Genomic DNA, 19,510 nt, shown 5'->3' with positions numbered 1-19,510 from the left:
ATATTTTGGCTGAATCAAATCAAAAGATTTCTGAGAATTATACTAATAGGATTTTTCATCTCTTTAAGTCTAATTGTCTTGTTATCTGGTTTTATGATTATGATTTATTTATTACCACTTATTATATTAATCTTCTTAGTTAGTTTAATAGCAAATAAAAGATATTAATCTAGTTTTGAATATAAATTACACTGTAAAAATTTTTAAATTAAAAAAAATTTATCATCTCTAAAAAATACTTTCTCCAAATTTTCTTTGTAAAATTCAAAGCTTTGCCCTAAAAGACTGAAAACCAAACACCCAAGGAACTGGCTGAATAGGCATAAACAATTTCTCAAAAGTAAGTAATTTTATTAAATGATTGGTACAAGCAAAACATATCGTCTATTGATGCGCCTACTTAGGGCATTGCCGGTTAGAAGAAGAAGGTCTCTATTGAAATTAATTCCTGTAGCAGCCTTGACTGGCTTAATAGATGTAATTGTAGTTGGAATTGTTTCTAGATTATTTACTGTTTTTATAGGCCAACCCAATCAACCACCCTTACCATTTCAAACTTTTATACCTGAAGACCCAAAAACAAAAGTCATAATTTTAGTGGTTATATACATAGGAATGAATTGGCTGGCATCATTTTCTAAATTATTTCTTAAAGCAGCCCAAGAAAGACTGAGAGTAGCAGTTTGGCGAGACTTATCAGAATTAGCACAGAAAAAATTACTATCTCAACCATATGAATTTTTCTTGGACAAGAAAAAATCTGATTTATCATCAAAAGTTCTAATAAATATCTCTAGAGTCTCAGAATTTTTAGTAAGGCCAATCCTTCAAATTTCTAGTGGGTTATGTGTGATTGCGTTTATATGTATTGCTGTTCTTCTCATAGCAAAGTCGATAGCTCTTTATTTAATTATTAGTCTCTTAATTTTTTATATCTTTATTTCGTTATTTGTAACACCTTTTATAAGATATTCTTCTCGTCAAAGAATCAAATTAGAGAAAGAAACAAACAATATTCTAACTGAATCAATGAGGACAATTATAGATGTGCACCTCACTGGCTCAGAATCATATTTTGAAAAGAGATATAAATTAGCAGGTAAAAACTCTTTCCCTTTTATTTGGAAAGCTGAAGTTTTACCTGAATTTCCTAGATCATTAATAGAGCCATTTGGTATTACATTGATTTTTGCAATTGGTCTTTTCCCTTACATAACTGGGCAAAACACTTCAATACTTATTGAGATAGTTCCATTTTTAGCAACAATTGCAGTAGCTGCCTTAAAACTAACTCCTCCATTACAAGATTCCTTTAGAGCACTAACTTCTATGCGTGCATCAATTCCTGATTTAGAAGAGATCCTGAAATTAATAGAACTTCCATCAAGTCGACTAACGAAAAGATCAATAGGAGTTCCAACAAAAAAAGGCATTGAACCCAGGAATAACATCAAGCTTGAACAACTGAGTTACAAATATCCCAACAGCAAGGAATACACCTTAAAAGATATAAATCTTACTATCCCCATTGGGTCAAGAATAGCTTTTGTTGGAGAAACAGGAAGCGGAAAAACCACCACAGCCAACCAACTACTATGTCTACTTAGACCAACAGATGGACAACTTTTATTAGATGGGATTAAAGTTAACGATACAGAAGTTCCAGCTTGGCAGGATTGCTGCTCTTATGTTCCACAATCAATTACTTTGTTAAACAGCAATATTATTGAAAATATCGCATATGGATTAGATAAAGAATTAATAGATGTTAAAAGAGTCTGGGATGCACTAAAGGCAGCTCAATTAGCAGAATTAGTATCTGACATGCCAATGGGTCTAAATACATCAATTGGTGACAATGGCGTCAGGCTATCTGGAGGACAAAGACAAAGATTGGCCATAGCAAGAGCTTTTTATAGGCAATCAAAATTATTAGTTTTAGATGAGGCGACTAGCGCTTTAGACAACAGAACAGAAGCAGAGGTAATGGATGCAATTGAAATTATAGGTAGACGATGCACAATAGTAACGATTGCTCACAGATTATCTACGATTGAAAGGTCAGATTGTATATATGAATTTAAAGATGGAAGAATCAATGCCTTTGGAGATTATCATCATCTACTAAAACAATCTAAAACTTTTTATGACATGGTACAAATAGCGAAAAAAACACATAAATCAAATATATAAATTACATACATTGAAAAATATCAAAAAATATATGAAAAAAAAACAAAATTTAAAAAAATAATTTCAAATCTATCAAACCTTTATTTGAAAGATACAGCATTAAACCTGTTCCAATTATTGATCCAGATATACCTCCAAAGAACCCAAAAAATAAAGTACTCAAATTTTTCCCATCAGTAGTAGGTGATTGAGTAGAGATAGGCAGTTTTTCAACTACTTTTAAGCGCTCAGTAGCTGGTCTTCGACTGGTTTGTTGATGTCTGACAAGTGCTTCGAAATCTGGCATTGAATTTGTTTAGCGATGGAGCAATAGGCCGACCAACCCGACATTCGCCTGGGATCGGATCGACCTTTATCATCTACTGCATCAATTACGGCGGCGCCCTGATTTTCTGCTTTATCAAAAGCTGATAACAAAGGAATCTCACCTTCTAAGACCGTTAAATCAAATTTTTCTAAGGCCTCTCTAGCTTCATTCGCAATTCGCTTTTGGCGACAATCAACCTTAACTAATAAAACTGCATGAGGAATATTTAACTGTTTTAATAAAGATGCTAATTCGACAGTTAATTCAACCGATCTAGCTTTTGGGGCGGTGGGCAAAAGAACAAGATCAGACCCAGCTGCTAAATGTTTTAGCTCTTCTTCATCAGTACTCGCTTGACCATCAGTTATCACAATTTCTGATAATCTCGTAGCCTTAGCAGCTGCTTCTACAGGGACTATATTGAATTTAAGATTACCTCTTGAGCCATAAGCAAGAGCCGATCGATTTCTATCAGCATCAACTAGACAAACGTTTTTCCCTTGAGAATTCCAAACACTTGCCAAATGAATTGAGGTACAAGTTTTAGCTACTCCACCTTTTTGACCACATATAGTTATGAACAAAGGTAAGGAATCTATATCTAAAAATAATTTGCAGGATTTAGTCGCAAAGTCAAGTAGCCAAGCAAAGACCAATCAAGCAATACTAATAATAAACGATTAAAAGCATAAGAAATACATATATTTATATATTATTTTGTATTTTTTTATACTTTCTACTGCCATAATTCATAAATTAGTCATCAAAAGAAAATATTTATCCTTGCAAGAAGTTTTTTCTAATGCATATTTAATAAGATCTTCTAGACATATAAATGTTCATCGAAAAGATTTTATTAAATACAAAAAGAAAACTTTCTAAGATTTCTCACATTTTCAATAAACACGAAAAAAAATTATCAGATAGATTCGAAAATATAACATCTATTCCAGGGATAGGAACAAAAAACTGCAATAATTTCTATAAAGCTGGTTACATGACGCCAAAATCAATTATCTCAGCATCCGATGAGGAACTGTTAAATATCCCTGGAGTTGGTATTAGCTTTATTGAAAATTTAAGAAAAACATTAGGTAAGATATAAATATAAGAAAATTCTTTTACCAAGGTAAAATCTCACCATTGGAATGCCAAAAAGTGCCAGTATTCTCAAGTGTAAGTTCATCAATTCTTTGAATCAGTCCTTTGACAGATTGTTCAGGCTGAATGCCATTTGAAGTAAAGCCAGTCATTCGAGTACTTACTAAACCTGGATGTAAAATTGCCACCGAAATACCTTTGGGCTTTAAATCAACAGCTAAAGATTTACCAGCCATACATAAAGCAACTTTAGACATCCTATATCCATAAGAACCACCAGAAATATTATCTTCTATTGAACCCATACGACTACTTATTAAAGCTATTTTTGCGGAATCACTGAGACGGCTTAGCATAGTTTGTACACAACAAAGAGGACTTAAAGCATTGACCTCAAATTGATGAAGAATACTTTGAGGATCTAAATTTTCAAGAGAAGTAAATTCTGCAATTCCAGCATTTTGAATCAAGACGTCAATTTTAGTGTCATTTAAATTCTCTCTAAGCTTAGTAACGGAATCTCCAGAAGTGATATCAATATTCGTTTCAACTCTTATTGACAAGGCATTCAATTCTGAAGATGACGATCTACATGTAGCAATTATATCTTCTCCTCTAGCTTTCAATTGACGAACAAGTTCTAAACCAATACCTCTATTGGCGCCTGTAATTAGATAAGTAGACAAAATAAGCTTTAATCTTTCACAAGATTAAAGCAAAAAAATAAAAAAAACGAGAAGAATTAAAATTGCGACAAAAAAAATATATAAAAAAATTCTTGATAATTAAAAACAGCCTGATCAATAATTTTGATCTTCATAAATAGAATCGCAAAAAGCTGATGAAGATCCTGAAAGAATATTTGGACCATATAAAAAAGCAAATCTTGTTTTGCTTCGTAAATCTCCTGACAGACGAATACAGCAAAAACCTTTTTTTATTACAAGTAATCGCCAAAACTCATTCCAATCTATACATTGATCAAAAATTTCATTTATGTATAAAGTCTTATCTGAAGAATTGATTCCAAATCTTAATTGGTCTCTGAGAAAAAAATATTTTGCTAATCTTTCATTTTTAGAAATTATCAAACCAAGATAATTAGTTTTATTTAAATCGTAATCTAAAGTTTCTAAATAATTAAAAATCTGAGCAATATCAATATTGCTAAAAGCATGATATTTTAAAGTTTGTAACAGAGGCCAGTCCTTTGACATTATTCCAAAATTTTACTTATTTTATAGTTTAAATCTAGAAATTGATAAAGGTAAATTAAATTAAAGTTTAATAAAAAAATTTATCTTCATCAATTGAATTTAAAAATCTTCTTTTTTATGAGAAATATTCTCAGAGCCACCAATTCGTTTATTTAATGCAAGTTGATAAGACTTTTCATGAAGACTTTGATCGGTATTCCCAACTATAATTTCAGAATCAAACCAATTGTCATTGTCGAAAGATTTGGTTATTTTTTTTATCCTATATCCCAAATTAAGGTAATTGTGTGAGAGCTTTCTCCATTCACCATTTTTCTTACGATAGCCAAACTCAAAATAATACTTACCTTTATTTATAGGAATAGGGAATGAAATAGAAGATTGAAATTTACTTACCTGAATCTCTTTCATAATACAAGTTGAATTATCTTTATTGCTATTATTACTAATATCAAATAATCTAATTGCATAAAAAAAACTTCTACCAAACTCAATCCTGAAATTATCAACAGGGCTAATCTCCCAACAACATTTGATATAACCATTGCCAAGATTATTAACTGTTAAATTACTAAAGCTATTAGTTACTTTATTTAAAGTTTTCCAAAAAAATTCTTTTAAGTTTAAATTTAGAGAAATTTTCATTTGTTTGAAAATTATTTAGCATTATAATTAATTTTTAGTTTTTTAGCATAAAATATTATTATAAAAATTTTTTTGCTCAATACATAAAAAGATAGGTGAGGTATAAATAGATAACATAAATATTTTGATGAACACAAAGTATATCGAATTAGGCTGCTTGGGTCTCCTGCCTTTCAGTAAGAATTGACTCTACAAAATCTACAGTAGCTCTTCTAGATGAAATATTGCTTGTCTTCCAGTGATTAATTAAAGTTTTCAACTCGAGTATCCTTTGTTCTGCAACCTCAATTTTTTCTTTATTATACATTGAAATAAGAAAAATTACTTTTATACTTCACTCTAGCCTTTATAGAATATATATCAAGAGATAAGTAAAAAGTCTTGAACCTGGGCAAATATCATTGCAAGATAGATCTTGAGAAAAAAATGATTAATAAAAAAGCCAGGCACATAGTACCTGGCAAGTTAATTAATAGACAAAGGTAACTATATAAATCTATTAATGATAAAACCTTTCAAGGCAGGAGCAATAGAACTGACAAATCTTCTCATTTCCATTGACTCTTGACCAATTGGTAGATGCGACAATGGATCACCTCCTTTAATAAACATGATTAAATAATAGCCAAAAAATTCTGTATGTCGGTAAATTCGGTTACGTTTCTCTGAAAAAAGAAGATTAATTGTGTAATGAGTAATCTAACCTTTGTGGATAGGTTAGAAGCTAAATCGTTTATGACTTAGGAAGTAAATGATAAATAATCCAAATATATCGTGAGTTCATAAAGATGAAAAATAAATAAATAAAGTAGAATTAGTCTTCTATGACGCGTTAAGAAAAATTAGTCGCTAAAACAATATTCCTATCTCTACTCAGATGAGTCAACTAATCCTTGGCGGTTTGCTATCCACTCCCGCTCCAACTGCCCCTATTATAGGTATCGCATTTATTGCTTTGTTTGCAATCGTAGGACTCATGGTTGGTCCTGATTATGATGGTATGAATGCACCTGCATTAGACATCTCAAAGAAGTCGGATAAAGACTGATTGCTATTGTAATTGTTCTCAGTTAATAGATTAATCCCATCTATTAACTGATTTTTTTTAGTTAAAAAATTCCTGGTATTATCTGACCAGTAGTTGCGTAAGCCCCAATACCTGCGACTATGCCTAACATAGCCATCAATCCGTTAAAACGTTCTGCGCCTGAGTTCATGAAATAATAAAAAAATAAATATAACCAAATCAACAAACTGATTGAGAGCGGAATACCGAACGAACTTACCTTAAAAAAAATTAAAAGGTCTAAAGGAAATTTAATTTGATAAAGGAGTAGAGGGACTTCCTGAAGAAACTAAAAGTACACTTTGCAAAATCAAAAGAATAGATAAAATCTCCACGAGGAGTAATGCGTAGATAATACAATTGTACTATCGAAGAGAGAAATGGCAAGTCTCATCAGTTAAAAAATAGAAGATAAAAAAATTTTAAATTCAGGTTTCAAGCATCTCTTTAATTCACATAACAGTAATGCCAATATAAATGAATTAATGAATTTTGAATTTGCAACAGAACTCACAAACTACTTGCGAGAAATTGAACAATTTTAATTTGACTTCATTAGAATGTCTACGGTAAATTGACATAAAAATGAAAATTAGAAATATTTAGAAGTAAATAACTATATTACAGATACTATAAGTAACAACAATTCATGTCGCAGAAAAATGTTTTAGGTACTGAACTCAAATCTTGTAGTTGTAGTCCTATGACAGGATGGTATCGAGATGGGACATGTAGAACAGATTTATCTGACAGAGGAATGCATACGGTCTGTGCTGTTATGACTGAGCGATTTCTTACATACAGCAAAGCTCAGGGGAATGATCTCTCTTCGCCTCAAGTAGGATTTCCAGGTTTAAAAGAAGGCGATCGCTGGTGTCTTTGTGCTCCTCGATGGAAAGAAGCATTTGACGATGGAATGGCTCCTTTGGTTGATCTTGAAGCAACAGAAGAAAGTACACTACAAATAATCAAAATAGAAACCTTAAAACAATTTTCATACAATTGACTGGCAATAACATTTTCAAAGCAATTTTTGCGTGATTAATTAACCTTAAATAATTATTCTTTATATTTTAAAATAATTTGGTACAGCCTAGAAAGGCTAATATTAGTTTTAGATCAAAAAAAGAATATTAAGGCTCAATAGATATTAGAAAAAATTTATAGAAATAGAAATTAATTATAAATTTAAACCAACCCAACTTGCACTTCATATATTTCAAGCTAGAAAGAATAAAATAGATAATGAATCATGTTGACCACATCTTCTCGTCTTCGAATACAAGAAATATTAAATAGACTTGCTAAGGGTGATCAAGTCACTCTTCAAGAAAGAATTTACATCAATAAATATGCGGCAAAGAATCAAAATGTATCTAATTGGCTTAGAAAAGCCTCACTTATCCAACGAAACAAACATCTATCTAATCCAATAGATAAATTACTTAATGGACTAAATCTATGTTCAGAAGAACCTCATTCAACATACGATCCAAGCCATGATGATCTAGGAGAATGGTTCTCGGGAGCACCTTCATGGGTTAGAAGAAGCTGAGACTATTAAGACCAACTTAGATCGATGCTTAACTATTCAGGTAAAGCGATTAAGCAGCTTCTTCTTCTTTTACATTCTTTTCGAGCTTTAATAAATCTACAACATTAGAACTGATCGGTTTAAAGTCCTCCTCCTTAGCAGAAGAAATAGAATCCTTCATCAAAAGTTTTACAAGTGCAGTAATAGAAGAAGTAAGCAACTTTAAGCTCTCTAAAATATTTCCCAACTCTCTTGTAATCTCCTCTTGATGCTTTCCTTTACTCATTAATGTTGAGAAAGTCCAACCCGCCAGACCTAGAAAAAGCAGAAAAACGACCGTAATCATAGTAAAAATTAATACAAATCATATATATCTACTACTCATAAATAAAGCAAGTCAGAAATCATATTTTCTAAGAAAATATGATTATTCTAAAATATTTTAAAAATCGTCAGTAAGAATTTCGAAATTTTCGAATCATGACTAAAAAAAATTTATAGAAAGTAGATTCAGTTAATCAATTTAGCCAATCTGATTGCACTCTTCATAGCTGTCTCTAATCCTGAAGAACTATTCAACTCAAACCAATCTCCACAAAAACCAATTTGACTATTTTGGGACCATTGTAACTGCTTAGGGAGTAGGGGGTTAAGAGGTTGAGAAGCTCTCCAATCCATTTTATCTATAAGTCTTGCCTGTAAAAATAAGTCTAAAAATCTTGGATGATTCTCAAAAACTGATCTCAATGAATTAGCAACACTCTCAGTATTAAGATCTATAAAATTATTAATATAGAAGCAGTGCAAAGCAAGAATCATAGAACCATCAGATTGCCTTTGAAAAATGATTCTTTCAAAATTTAAATTATCCATAATCACTTTTGAAAAGCGTATATGTAAATATTGATGATTAAAGTTTTTAACTACTGCAGAATTAGAAATATGGAAAATATAAATTTTTCGACTTATGTAATTTTGTTTTCTTATTTCTCGTAATACACAATCAACGACCTTGTCTTCACCTGGGGTGAAAGCATCCCGCAGTGGTACAGAATTAATCTGCAAAATATCTAAGCATCTAGGATGTGCTATTAAAGAACTTGATAGAATAAGATTTTTAGATTTGATAAACCTACCTTGATTAACTTTTATCTCCCATATATTATTAATGCGTTTAATTGATTTAGTCAGTGTTTGAAATAAAAAATTTATTTTTTTAGGGTTAATAGATTGATTAAGTATTTCCTGAGAAAAATTTATCATAAAAGGTAAACTCCTGTAGTATCGATAATTATTAGATTCATTCCTTATCTCACCAAATTGATTGATCATTAAAATATCATTTGATATATCTACCAATTTTCTTGAATTTATTAATGGTGCAATTAAGTTAAGTATATCTTGTGATATTTGTTTGCTAAAAATAATAGATGGTAATCCATGATCAAATTCAAGAATTTGATTTTTCCTGGATTTTCTTGTTGTAGCTCTACCACCAATTCTCCTGCCATGTTCAATTAACATTATGGAAGCATCAGAAAATCTTTTGTTTAGAAATGATGCAAACGTACAAGCAGATATGCCTGCGCCTATAACTATAAAATCATAAACTTTATTCATCAATTTGGAAGGTATAAGTCACGACTACTAGCAATTTCTCCTTCTTCTTTAAAAAAATCTCTTAAATTATTTTCTTCACTCTCACTTAAATAGTTCCCACAATCGTTTCGAATTCTCTCTACGGTAAATTCCCATAGATCCTCAATAAATTTTTCATCATCAGGAAAAGCCACAAATTTTAAGTAAGTATTATTTAATGCAAACTCACTTGAAGATTCTGCAGAAAAACCCTTTTCCTTTACTTCGCAAAATTTACTGGCAAATCTCTTACCTACGGAATTTTGAGCTGCTGTTAAATCAAACTCTATCGCTTGAAGAGATGATACATGTAAGAAGTTAAGGGAAAAAAATCCTATGGTTATTAATATAAATAATTTTTTTTTAATTATATTCATAAATTGCTTTTATAGAACCAGCGAATAGCTTTTAAAATCAACCTTGAATGTTATTATCAAATTAATATCATTCAGTTGAATTATATAGAAAAAAAAAAGTATCGGCAATTGATTTAAATCAATAAGCAATTAGTCTCTGAGGGTAATCATATTAATCACTTCCATCAAAAGCTATAAATCCGGTTGATACTTTTTTCAAGAACCGAATTAAGCAGCAGCTTAGGGTAGTGATTAATACATCAGCTAATCATAATCAATTAATGTTTCTACTGTTGCTTCTCTCAGCATTCCGGAATCATGGGTTATCTATGAAAAAATTTTTTACTCTCCCTGATCATTCAATACTATACAAACCAATTGTTTACAACGATTATCAAAAAGTAGAGATATGAGAAGCATTTAATGAAATCAACATCGTCGTAAATTTTATTTTTATAAGGTTGAAGAGATTAGTGGAAAGGATTAAAGCATTACGACTTTTTTCAGTCTGATAACCTCCTCTAGAGGGTCAATTGCCTATGTTGTTAGAGATATCACAGTCAAATACATCCGTTTTGAGAAAATATTAAGACTATCTGACTCGTATTTTAAACGTCTACCTATTAAGATTTGCATGAATCAATTGTGATAAATTCTACCCTATCAAAAAGAATGAGAAAGCTTTAGCCTAGGTTAAATTTAACAATGTTGGGGAGATTGATATCTCGGATTAAACCTATGTCTACAGAGTGTATAAATGTTCTAAGCGATGATGCCAGTTACCACTCGCTTGAACTATTAGTTAGGGGCACTGCATATAAGAGGAGAATGAAGATATTATATTCTCTTAGATTTATCTAAATCAACTGAGAAAAATGAACTATTTATTAAAGTAACAGGTTTTGTGTAAATCAATAAAAAGATCCTTTCTCAATCTTAAAACGACCCAATCGTTTTACATCATATACTTATTGCATTAGATTGATTATACTTTGGTGAGGAAAGTAAAAAGTCTAAAATGAATATCAATTCCATTTTCCTTATTCTAATATTAATAGCTGCTTATTTAAATTTATATTTAACTTTGAATAATAAAAGGCAAAAGAAAAAAACAAAACTACCAATATCCTCCAAAGAGTGGAGAGAAAAAGTAGAGGATGAAAACTTTAAATCTTGGCTTTCCAATCGAGAGAGATTAAAAGATAAAAGAAAAGGAAATATTAATCAATGATTTTTATTAATTCTGAAAAGTTTATTAAAAAAATTCTAAAATAAAACTTCATCGATTTTCTTTTCTTATGGAGATCTTAAATAGAATAATTATTAGACCTATGTATTACTATAGTATTTACAGAATAGCTAACTAATGGTAGCAAGGAATTACCAATTATTATTTAATTCTAACTATGTTAATTTAATCCTAACATTAACTCGATGTACCAGTAAAACAAAACCCATTCTTGATACAAAAATCATAGGCAAATAATTTTAATGATTCAGGCATCTCCTGCCATTGCATTTCCTCAAGTTTGTTTAATTGATCTAAACTCACACTCTCTTTAACCGCATATTCCTCCATCATATTGCCCCAGCTAGAAGAGAAGTTATCTAGATAAAAAGCTTTCTGATTCTGATTAAAAAAATTAATTATGTCTTCTTTGGTAACTACTTCTCTGGATAGTTTCTTGTAATGTTCAAACTCTGAGGACCAATCTGGGGTTAAGTTTTCAGACATCAGTTAACCTATTTTATTAATCATTCTAGTTTACTAGGTTAATAATAATAATTGGAATGACCAAATGAACATAATGATTTAAGTGAAAAATATTTGATAACTCGTTCTGTGATCTCCAATTAATGCTATATAAGAATTAGCCAAAAAGATCTAGCTAGGGTACTTATAGATTCATTTTAACGAGTAGACAGCAATTGCAAACAAATTTTATTATTGTTGCAATACCATTAGCGACTCAGAGTAGCTATTGTTAGCTTACTTGAATAAAGTTATATCTATTACAATTAATAAAACCTAGTATTTTGATTACTTTATGCAAATGAAGAGCTTAGATGGATGTCGATTGACAATTGGCTCGTATCCACCATTTATCTATAATGCTTGTGGTGGTGGAGGCAAAGCGACATTATTTCCTAGTAAGAAAAATAATCTTCTTAATATAAGCTTTTCATCTAAAACATTTTTAATACCTCCTCTAACTTCAAGAACAACAAAATTTTTATCTCTCCCATTACCACCAGGTTTAAAGATCGAAATGTGTATGGATCATCTAGCAGGTACTATTGATAAGAATTCTGGAGAAGTGTTATTAAAATTTGAGTCCCAATTTCTTTTTAGCATTGGAGCTATTATTGAATTTCCTGGGTTAATAGTTAACACCTTACTAAAAACAGGAAAAGTAAAAAGTCAATTACATGAAGGAGAAGGTCAAGTTCTTCAAAACAATGGCAAAACCAAGCTAGTAGGTATTTCCATAATACCTAAAACTGGAAATAAAATCTTAGATACCTTCCTAGGTCTTCCTAATGAAGCACTAGCAGAACTACAATGCGAAATAAAATAATACATACACCAAGCCAACAATCAAAAAGAGAATTATAAGTTTCATATAAAAACAAACATAGCTATAAAAAAGGTAGTAAAACAATCAATTCTAAGGGTAATCTATCCAGAAACATTTACAATCTTGATTGAATTTGTTAAAAATTATCTAGTTAAACTTGAATCACTGTGTCATTATCAATCGCCGTATCACCAATTTCACGAAGGTCCAAAAATTTTAGGCTACCTCAATCAAATAACAGAATACCTATAAATTAAAGCTGCTTTGAAGAACATATATTGCCACACCAGATAAAACCAATTACTACATCCTCCAATCCAATACTCATACAATTTAATAACGAATGACTCCTGATCTGCCAATCATTCCTTCTTCAAAATCAAAAAAGAAAACGTTAACAGATAATAAAGTTCCTAAATGGGCTTTCTTTTCTCTTTGTTTTTTAGCGACTCTAGTAGTCGTTAGCCTAATCAAAGCGTATCTTCCATTGCTTGTTTCAGCACTTGCGATGCTTTTTGTCTGGAGTCAAATTACCAAACCAGTAGCAGAGATAAAAACTAAAGCTACGAATGATGATAGTAACCAATTAAATCTATTCCATAGGCAATATAAAATTGGCAGAAAGTATTCTAAGGTCAAAAAAGTACTACATGAAAAAGAAGATCCAAAGGTTGCATAATTTAAATTGCGGTAAATAAAAATTAAAGCATTTGATATGAGTAAGCTTAAAGCAATACTATTTATGAATCATCGATACTATTCATGACCCACAAGAGTTATTGTTGATTATTTCAGACTGGCGATTGACAAGATATATAGACATGTGAGAATCAAATCATAAATTCATATGTGTAAGACTCTATGGTTACCCTTTTCTGTTTACTTTGCCTACAAATCATCATCATTACAGCTACAAGCATTTAACTAAATGAAAAATCTTGGGAAAACACGTCTTGAACTAACCGAATCACAACTACTTACCATAAAAGATCGCATTAAAACCTGGAACACAAAAGAAAAAGTAATAGACATAATGAGATATAGATATGGTCGTATGGAAGATCAAGCTGCATGAAAGCTCATTAATCAACTTAGGCTAACTATAGGTATCTTGTTTCAGGAAACTCGATGTCAATTGAATGACTACAAAATAATTAAATCTCTTAGACCTAGATAACATATAAGGAAAACAGCAAATTAGTAGCAACCCACTTGCAATCATTGTCTATTTGAGTAAAGCTTAAGTTATCATTATCAATGCTAATGTCTTTTGAGTTATACATCTTAGTTATTCCATTCTGCGTTATTCCTATATTTCTAGTTTCACTCGATTACTTTAATAAAAGTGCTGAGCTCAAACGTAGAAATTTGAATGTAATTGACTTTGATAAATTCGTAAAACGTAAAGAAGAAGGAGATGCTGTAGATCATGATATTGCTAAACTATTAGATATTGATACATATGCTGCATAAATTTTAATTATTATTTGATGCTTACTAGCTTGAAAACATACAAAATATTTATACACTCATTCAACTACACTATACAATCTTAACTAATACCTAATTGATTGTATTCACTAGTCTTTAAGCTCGGATCATTCAAACGATCTTAGAATCATATCTTAATCCTTCTATATCTTGTATGTACAACTTTTATTCTTTGAATTATTTAGACAAGTTTAACCTATGTTATAAAAATCAATTCATTCAGAAGTTGAGATGCAAAAACTAATGAGCAAAAATCAAGAAGAGCATCTACAAAAAAATCCTTGATTGAATAGTTATACAATTGAGAGATATTTTAGCTTTTTAATAAGGGATAGTCACTTGACCAAAAATATTGGGCTTATTGAAATTTGTTCAAATCAGTTAAAAGTGAAAAACCAAACGAGTATCAATTGTTGCACGACAGTTTTCGACATTGCCATCTTGGCAATTAATTATACCTTGATTAGATCCTTTAAAATCCCTAAGCATGAACGTTGCAGTCAGTGGAGATTTAAAAGGACTCAAACTAATTCCTAATCCAGCATATTGTCCAGCATATTCAGTAAAAAAAGAAACTTTTTTATTTAAAGCTATTCCAAAAGAAAATATTGGTTCATACTTACCTAAATTTATCCAATTTGTTTCAATTTCCTCCGCTGATTTATATCTTCCATTACCAAATCCTGCATTTAGGTTCAGTAAAGAAGAAGATTCACTATTTAAATGTTTGCCTAGATCCCAGGCTTTAGAATATAAAAATAAATACGATCTACCTAGATCTGCCTCTACAGTTTCTCCTACCTCAGGATGCTTATTGTTCGGCCCACCTTTCCCGTAAGGATTGTAGAGATTATTTCCAATTATTGAAAATCCCTGTGAAGAAGTTAAATTCGTTTTTAGTTGGAATCCAATAGCTTGACCAGCATCACTCCAAGTCCCATCTGAACGATTTCCTAAAAAAATCTCCTGCTGAGAGTAGTTAAGACCTAATGAGAAATATTTTGTGTTAATTGGTGTAGCTTCAAAGAAAAATTGACCGTCAGCACAAGACTTCCAAAATTCGTTCCAAGTACAATCGTCCTTTGCATCTCTATTAGTTGGATTGCCCAGCAACTGTCCAGTTACTGTATAAGTAAATGTTTTTGAATGTTTAAAGGATGAAGGTATCCAAAAACTCATTTCCGGATACAAATTTCCTTTATAGATTAAATTACGTGATACAGATCTAAATTTATTTTCTAAAGTTATATCTTTAGAATTTTCACTATTCTCTAATAGCTTGTTACTGTCTTTATTAGAATTATAGTCTTCACCTTTAAAGTCATTTTTCGTGTCAATCTTATCCCATATTATCCTTTGTTGATATTTTCCTTCATTTGTTTCTAGTTTTTGCCATTGAAGGGAATCTGTTATTGTAAAATTATCTAAAAATTTGGTATTATGTCTCTTTTCTTTCCATTCTTCTGAGTTCAACTCTTGTATTGGTAAAAATTGAATTAATATAAATATAATAAATTTAATATCAAAAGTTAAATTCAGTATTGTTTTTAAATACTGCTTTTGCATTTCAACCAGACTTGACAATCATAATGTAATAGATATTTTTTGTTTTTCAAGATAATAGTGCTACTTTGATAATAAATTCAGATATAACTTTAAATTACTTTAATAGATTAGTATATTTCTTAAAATAATGAACAATCAATTACACTCATGTCATAACTCAAAATTAATTCTTATAAATATATAAGAAATCTAGAAGATCGACTAATCAAATACTATTTGATATTAATTAATTTATAAAATTAGAACATATTAGTTGCTGGCGCTATTTTACTAGAAGGAAATAATTTGGTTAAGCCACTTGAATATTTACTAAAATTTCTTGACTCTTTTTAGTCATAGAAAAACAACTTGTTGTCGCTAAACGCCTCCTTTTCTGAGATATATATGAAGATAAAATTCTCTTTACTGGAGTAGTTGGGTTAGTTAACAAAAAATATCCTAAGACATCTAGGCAACGACTAAGTATCACCTATCGCCCAAGTCTTAGAACTAATATAAAAGATGATAAGTTTTCTTAATCTATGCTTGTAGTCATATATTTTATCCGTTTTATTAAAATAGCGCGCTATATAAATTCATGGATTCTAGCAATTAAATCCAATCCCTCGTTGAACAAGTAGAAAAGAACTCAGAACACAAAATTAGCGAGCAAGAAGCTAAAAGTTTCTTATCAGAGATAAAGCGGCTCACTAAAGAAGACAAGACAAATATGCCTCCATTGGTTGTAATCATAATGGCTTATATCAACATGCTGTTTCCGGAGCTAGATGAAGCAAAAATCTGAAGAAAGCACAAAAACAAAATCAATTCACTTTTCTAGTGACTTATAAGCCAGGACTCCATTGGCTCCTTATTCTCATTCCAGTACAACCGATGTCAGAATACGTATGTAATTCATCCTTAATCACGTCTGCTCTGCCCTGTAATTTTCTCTATTAATTTAAAAGTTTTAATGGAACACCTTTCTACAACATCTAATAGACTATATGCTTTCTTTAGAGAAACCCAACAAATTCAACTTGAAAAAATAATCTGCCCGCATTAAAACTAATTATCTAATATATCGTGTCTATAAATAATTAGATAAAGATGATATTGAGATGGTTTACAACTAATTAACTCCTAGTAATTCAATATCAAATATTAATGTTGAATTTGGAGGTATTGATCCCATACTACGACTCCCATAGCCAAGATCTGGTGGAATAATTAATTTTCTCTTACCACCAACCTTCATGCCTGCGACTCCTTCTTCCCAACCCTGTATTACCATTCCTGCACCCAAAGAAAATTCAAAAGGACCTCTTCCATAACTACTATCAAATTCTGTTCCATTAACTAACAATCCTGTGTAATTAACCGAAATTTTGTTTCCTAATTTAGCTTCTTCACCATCTCCGACATAAATATCTACTATTTCCAGTCCGCTAGCAGTCGTCCTTTTAGAGTCAATATTCAACTGCTCTTCTACTCTTTTACCAAAAGACTGAGTATGTTTTAGTTTCTCATAAGAAGGTTTATCTGGATAATATTTTTTTATGAAACGTCTAGCTATCTGACTAGAAATGGCGAAGTTCAAACCTTCACTTTTGGTTAATCCTGCCGTGTTTACACCAACAACACAACCTGATTGATTGATTAATGGTCCACCAGAATTAGCAAAATTAATAGCAGTATCAGTTTGAATGATTCGTTCTGAATCTCTAAAACTGCTAATTGTTCCTTTTGCGAGAGTAAAGTTCAAGCCTTCGGGTAAGCCAATTGCAATTACATCTTCCCCGACGACTGCTTGTTCTTTTTGTAATGGAAGAACGCTACCTTCTACCCCATCAACTTTCAATAAAGCCAAATCAGATAAAGTTGTCGTATCGCCACCATCTAAAAGAATAAATGCTTGATCTTTTTTACCGTCAAACCATTCAACGGTAATTTTATCAGAACCTCTTACGACATGACTATTAGTAAGAATGAGAGTTCCATTTTTAATATGACTTACAACAAAACCACTTCCAGTGGATTTAGGTGTAGAAATAAAAACGACACCAGGATTAGATCTTTTTCGTAACTCTTTTGTAGAATATTCGGTACTGCTACAGTCAGCGTTAGACGAAAACCAATTTCCTTCTGCAACTGTCTCAATGGGCATGAGCATAACAGTAATAATTAAAGACTGAATAAATCTTCTCTTCATTTCTCTAAACTAAATTACCAAGACATCCCATTCTGACAGAAACCTTTTAATTGACACTATCAAATTAAGAATCAGCTAAGTCTTAAACAGAGAGCTCTCCAAACAGCAGTGTCTCTAAACGAAAGAAGGAACTATCCCAAATTCAATCACTAGATAAATTTGATCCCACTGCATAAAAACTATTCAATTAACAATCATCAAACTTTGAAAGAATTAAGCAATAAGAACAATTTGAAGATTGACAAGAAGATAATCGGAAAGATGTCTCTTTAATTAATTCAAAGCAGCAATTACTGAACAAAAATCATACAATTAATGACTGAGTCTAGCGAAAGGACAATTAACCAAATAGATATTCCAACAACCGTTAATTAATACTTGACAACACCTCCTTGTCATTGCTAGTACAGATGTACTGCTATAGACACATGACTCCAGCGTCCTCACCCTATGCCGTTTTTCGTGCATCAGATTGGAATTCAGTGGTAGCAGAACCTATTGGATTAAGGAAATGTCTTCGTATCGCACCCAAAAAGTTTTACCCCAAAAGCGTTACAACCCAGCAGAGGAGTGGGACTATCTCGAAGAAGACACTCTTAACCAAATACGTTCAGCTAGCGTTTGCATGACATGTCAACATTTCAATTATTGCTGCGACAGGCATTGCAAAACGATTCTTACTTGTCACCTACATCAACGTCTTATCTCTCATGGAGACCATCTGACTTCAAAGTGTCAGTATTGGATGCAGCGACTGTAGAGAAAGATTGGATGGTGTCCAGAGGCTGCTTAAACCTCTGACTTCTAAGAACTTTTAAATACCTGTTAGTGCTTTCAAGATTATTTATGAGTAATAACGATCAGCCATCTCTTTGAGCATCTTTCTGATGTGCTCATCTTTTGCATTAGTTTCTTCTTTTAATTTCTCGCATGCACCTTTAACCTGCATCCAAACTGCTTCCATTACTTCCCGTTCTTCTTCTGTAGGTTTCCACTTAGATGATTCCATACAAGAGATAATAAAAGAAATTGAACGCTTAAAACTCAATGAAATATAGGCCTGAAATATTAGATGAGATTATGTTCTACATACTTGAGAGAGCCCACTGCGAAGAAGACACTGACAAGTACCTTGAACATGTTATCGAATACTGCAAGAAGGACTTTCAACAGGCTTATAAGAAGCAGCATGAACTTGAACTAACTATGGCTGAGATCAAACAAAAATATGAAAACGTAAAAAACAATAATTAATCATCTCGAAATTTCTTTAGCCAATAAGGAATATAAGTCTTTTCCTTTTTTGCTGAATTATATAGGTAATCAGACGTGCCTTCTAACAGAGCTGCAATAGTTATGCGAACACTCGGAAAAGTAAGACCACAAAGAATAGCAATCAAAAAGATTATCTTCATTATATGAGTCCCAATAAACTTGGTTGTTTCATTACCAAAACCGCCGTTTACCAGTCCAGCTATATAATAACCAAAGTATAAAGCCAATCATAAAAACAGGCATAAAGCTATCAATGAAAATATATGCTGAATAAACGATTACGGGAAATAAGATGACACGTTTAATATTGAGACGTCTACCTCTTGATGTTCTTCTCCAAAGTCTTAAAAA

At 31.3% G+C, this 19,510-nt stretch carries 25 protein-coding genes and 2 pseudogenes; 11 read left to right on the top strand and 16 right to left on the bottom strand.

The window, feature by feature from the left end; translation table 11 throughout:
- The first annotated feature begins 357 nt into the window (after window positions 1-357).
- The gene (locus AC6EI0_RS08355; protein ID WP_498522112.1) at window positions 358-2,193 is read left to right on the top strand and encodes an ABC transporter ATP-binding protein; all 1,836 of its coding nucleotides are present in this window, start codon (window positions 358-360) and stop codon (window positions 2,191-2,193) included.
- Between the two features lie 219 nt (window positions 2,194-2,412).
- Here the strand turns inward: AC6EI0_RS08355 and AC6EI0_RS08350 are convergent, their stop codons facing one another.
- Window positions 2,413-3,084 carry a nucleotide-binding protein gene (locus AC6EI0_RS08350; RefSeq protein ID WP_498461937.1) on the bottom strand — a complete coding sequence of 224 codons (672 nt, stop codon included), beginning with the start codon at window positions 3,082-3,084 and terminating at the stop codon, window positions 2,413-2,415.
- A 251-nt stretch (window positions 3,085-3,335) separates the two neighbouring features.
- Here AC6EI0_RS08350 and AC6EI0_RS08345 point away from each other — a divergent pair, with 251 nt between their 5' ends.
- Window positions 3,336-3,605, top strand: coding sequence for a helix-hairpin-helix domain-containing protein (locus AC6EI0_RS08345; protein WP_498522111.1), 270 nt, complete (start codon window positions 3,336-3,338; stop codon window positions 3,603-3,605).
- 16 nt (window positions 3,606-3,621) lie between these two features.
- Here the strand turns inward: AC6EI0_RS08345 and AC6EI0_RS08340 are convergent, their stop codons facing one another.
- From AC6EI0_RS08340 to AC6EI0_RS08320, 5 genes are all read right to left on the bottom strand, one after another.
- Window positions 3,622-4,287 (bottom strand): SDR family oxidoreductase, encoded by a 666-nt coding sequence (locus AC6EI0_RS08340; protein ID WP_498522110.1) that lies wholly within the window; start codon window positions 4,285-4,287, stop codon window positions 3,622-3,624.
- A gap of 114 nt (window positions 4,288-4,401) precedes the next feature.
- Window positions 4,402-4,818, bottom strand: a complete 417-nt coding sequence (locus tag AC6EI0_RS08335) for a hypothetical protein (RefSeq protein WP_498522109.1) — start codon at window positions 4,816-4,818, stop codon at window positions 4,402-4,404.
- 99 nt (window positions 4,819-4,917) lie between these two features.
- Window positions 4,918-5,463, bottom strand: coding sequence for a DUF4912 domain-containing protein (locus AC6EI0_RS08330; RefSeq protein ID WP_498522108.1), 546 nt, complete (start codon window positions 5,461-5,463; stop codon window positions 4,918-4,920).
- A gap of 148 nt (window positions 5,464-5,611) precedes the next feature.
- Complete coding sequence (locus tag AC6EI0_RS08325) at window positions 5,612-5,770, bottom strand: hypothetical protein (RefSeq protein WP_498522107.1); 159 nt, start codon at window positions 5,768-5,770, stop codon at window positions 5,612-5,614.
- A 179-nt stretch (window positions 5,771-5,949) separates the two neighbouring features.
- Entirely contained in the window at window positions 5,950-6,075 is a 126-nt protein-coding gene (locus AC6EI0_RS08320) for a hypothetical protein (protein ID WP_498522106.1), read from the bottom strand.
- A 265-nt stretch (window positions 6,076-6,340) separates the two neighbouring features.
- Here AC6EI0_RS08320 and AC6EI0_RS08315 point away from each other — a divergent pair, with 265 nt between their 5' ends.
- Window positions 6,341-6,511 carry a hypothetical protein gene (locus tag AC6EI0_RS08315; protein ID WP_498522105.1) on the top strand — a complete coding sequence of 57 codons (171 nt, stop codon included), beginning with the start codon at window positions 6,341-6,343 and terminating at the stop codon, window positions 6,509-6,511.
- 61 nt (window positions 6,512-6,572) lie between these two features.
- Here the strand turns inward: AC6EI0_RS08315 and AC6EI0_RS08310 are convergent, their stop codons facing one another.
- Window positions 6,573-6,680: a high light inducible protein gene (locus AC6EI0_RS08310; protein ID WP_498490915.1), complete on the bottom strand. Its 108-nt coding sequence runs from the start codon at window positions 6,678-6,680 to the stop codon at window positions 6,573-6,575.
- Between the two features lie 498 nt (window positions 6,681-7,178).
- Between AC6EI0_RS08310 and AC6EI0_RS08305 the strand changes: the two genes are divergently transcribed.
- Both AC6EI0_RS08305 and AC6EI0_RS08300 read left to right on the top strand, forming a co-directional pair.
- Window positions 7,179-7,535: a DUF2237 family protein gene (locus AC6EI0_RS08305; protein WP_498522104.1), complete on the top strand. Its 357-nt coding sequence runs from the start codon at window positions 7,179-7,181 to the stop codon at window positions 7,533-7,535.
- A 246-nt stretch (window positions 7,536-7,781) separates the two neighbouring features.
- Complete coding sequence (locus AC6EI0_RS08300) at window positions 7,782-8,084, top strand: DUF8638 family protein (protein WP_498522103.1); 303 nt, start codon at window positions 7,782-7,784, stop codon at window positions 8,082-8,084.
- Between the two features lie 49 nt (window positions 8,085-8,133).
- On the opposite strand, the gene AC6EI0_RS08295 is transcribed toward AC6EI0_RS08300, so the two are convergent.
- From AC6EI0_RS08295 to AC6EI0_RS08285, 3 genes are all read right to left on the bottom strand, one after another.
- Window positions 8,134-8,409 carry a hypothetical protein gene (locus AC6EI0_RS08295; RefSeq protein WP_498522102.1) on the bottom strand — a complete coding sequence of 92 codons (276 nt, stop codon included), beginning with the start codon at window positions 8,407-8,409 and terminating at the stop codon, window positions 8,134-8,136.
- 164 nt (window positions 8,410-8,573) lie between these two features.
- Window positions 8,574-9,683: an NAD(P)-binding protein gene (locus AC6EI0_RS08290; protein ID WP_498522101.1), complete on the bottom strand. Its 1,110-nt coding sequence runs from the start codon at window positions 9,681-9,683 to the stop codon at window positions 8,574-8,576.
- Entirely contained in the window at window positions 9,683-10,078 is a 396-nt protein-coding gene (locus tag AC6EI0_RS08285; protein ID WP_498522100.1) for a hypothetical protein, read from the bottom strand. Before AC6EI0_RS08285 ends, AC6EI0_RS08290 begins: the two co-directional genes overlap by 1 nt.
- Window positions 10,079-11,075: 997 nt before the next feature.
- Between AC6EI0_RS08285 and AC6EI0_RS08280 the strand changes: the two genes are divergently transcribed.
- Complete coding sequence (locus tag AC6EI0_RS08280) at window positions 11,076-11,288, top strand: hypothetical protein (RefSeq protein WP_498522099.1); 213 nt, start codon at window positions 11,076-11,078, stop codon at window positions 11,286-11,288.
- Between the two features lie 195 nt (window positions 11,289-11,483).
- Here the strand turns inward: AC6EI0_RS08280 and AC6EI0_RS08275 are convergent, their stop codons facing one another.
- On the bottom strand, window positions 11,484-11,792 hold the full coding sequence (locus AC6EI0_RS08275) for a hypothetical protein (protein WP_498520189.1): 309 nt from the start codon (window positions 11,790-11,792) through the stop codon (window positions 11,484-11,486).
- A gap of 319 nt (window positions 11,793-12,111) precedes the next feature.
- On the opposite strand from AC6EI0_RS08275, the gene AC6EI0_RS08270 reads away from it, so the two are divergent.
- From AC6EI0_RS08270 to AC6EI0_RS08255, 4 genes are all read left to right on the top strand, one after another.
- Window positions 12,112-12,636, top strand: a complete 525-nt coding sequence (locus tag AC6EI0_RS08270) for a hypothetical protein (RefSeq protein WP_498522098.1) — start codon at window positions 12,112-12,114, stop codon at window positions 12,634-12,636.
- A 343-nt stretch (window positions 12,637-12,979) separates the two neighbouring features.
- Window positions 12,980-13,315, top strand: a complete 336-nt coding sequence (locus AC6EI0_RS08265) for a hypothetical protein (protein ID WP_498522097.1) — start codon at window positions 12,980-12,982, stop codon at window positions 13,313-13,315.
- Between the two features lie 249 nt (window positions 13,316-13,564).
- On the top strand, window positions 13,565-13,711 hold the full coding sequence (locus AC6EI0_RS08260) for a hypothetical protein (protein WP_498522096.1): 147 nt from the start codon (window positions 13,565-13,567) through the stop codon (window positions 13,709-13,711).
- 188 nt (window positions 13,712-13,899) lie between these two features.
- Complete coding sequence (locus tag AC6EI0_RS08255) at window positions 13,900-14,109, top strand: hypothetical protein (protein WP_498520185.1); 210 nt, start codon at window positions 13,900-13,902, stop codon at window positions 14,107-14,109.
- Window positions 14,110-14,508: 399 nt separating this feature from the next.
- Here AC6EI0_RS08255 and AC6EI0_RS08250 read toward each other — a convergent pair whose 3' ends face one another.
- The 4 genes and pseudogenes from AC6EI0_RS08250 to AC6EI0_RS08235 all read right to left on the bottom strand — a co-directional run bounded on the left by AC6EI0_RS08250 (window position 14,509) and on the right by AC6EI0_RS08235 (window position 18,893).
- Window positions 14,509-15,693 carry a hypothetical protein gene (locus AC6EI0_RS08250; RefSeq protein WP_498522095.1) on the bottom strand — a complete coding sequence of 395 codons (1,185 nt, stop codon included), beginning with the start codon at window positions 15,691-15,693 and terminating at the stop codon, window positions 14,509-14,511.
- A 1,111-nt stretch (window positions 15,694-16,804) separates the two neighbouring features.
- Window positions 16,805-17,131 (bottom strand): annotated as a pseudogene (locus AC6EI0_RS08245) (FKBP-type peptidyl-prolyl cis-trans isomerase); the annotation flags it as partial.
- A gap of 171 nt (window positions 17,132-17,302) precedes the next feature.
- A pseudogene (locus AC6EI0_RS08240) lies at window positions 17,303-17,839 on the bottom strand (S1C family serine protease); the annotation flags it as partial.
- 889 nt (window positions 17,840-18,728) lie between these two features.
- The gene (locus AC6EI0_RS08235; protein ID WP_413678143.1) at window positions 18,729-18,893 is read right to left on the bottom strand and encodes a hypothetical protein; all 165 of its coding nucleotides are present in this window, start codon (window positions 18,891-18,893) and stop codon (window positions 18,729-18,731) included.
- A 38-nt stretch (window positions 18,894-18,931) separates the two neighbouring features.
- Between AC6EI0_RS08235 and AC6EI0_RS08230 the strand changes: the two genes are divergently transcribed.
- Window positions 18,932-19,138 carry a hypothetical protein gene (locus AC6EI0_RS08230; protein WP_498522094.1) on the top strand — a complete coding sequence of 69 codons (207 nt, stop codon included), beginning with the start codon at window positions 18,932-18,934 and terminating at the stop codon, window positions 19,136-19,138.
- On the opposite strand, the gene AC6EI0_RS08225 is transcribed toward AC6EI0_RS08230, so the two are convergent.
- A complete protein-coding gene (locus AC6EI0_RS08225; RefSeq protein WP_498522093.1) occupies window positions 19,135-19,299 on the bottom strand; it encodes a hypothetical protein in 165 nt (54 codons plus the stop codon). The two genes, AC6EI0_RS08230 and AC6EI0_RS08225, sit on opposite strands and share 4 nt — an antisense overlap.
- Between the last annotated feature and the right edge of the window lie 211 nt (window positions 19,300-19,510).

It is taken from the genome of Prochlorococcus sp. G5PB11 (genome assembly GCF_059772425.1).
Note: the sequence above shows the minus strand (reverse complement) of the source record. Positions and strands in the feature narration are given on the sequence as shown.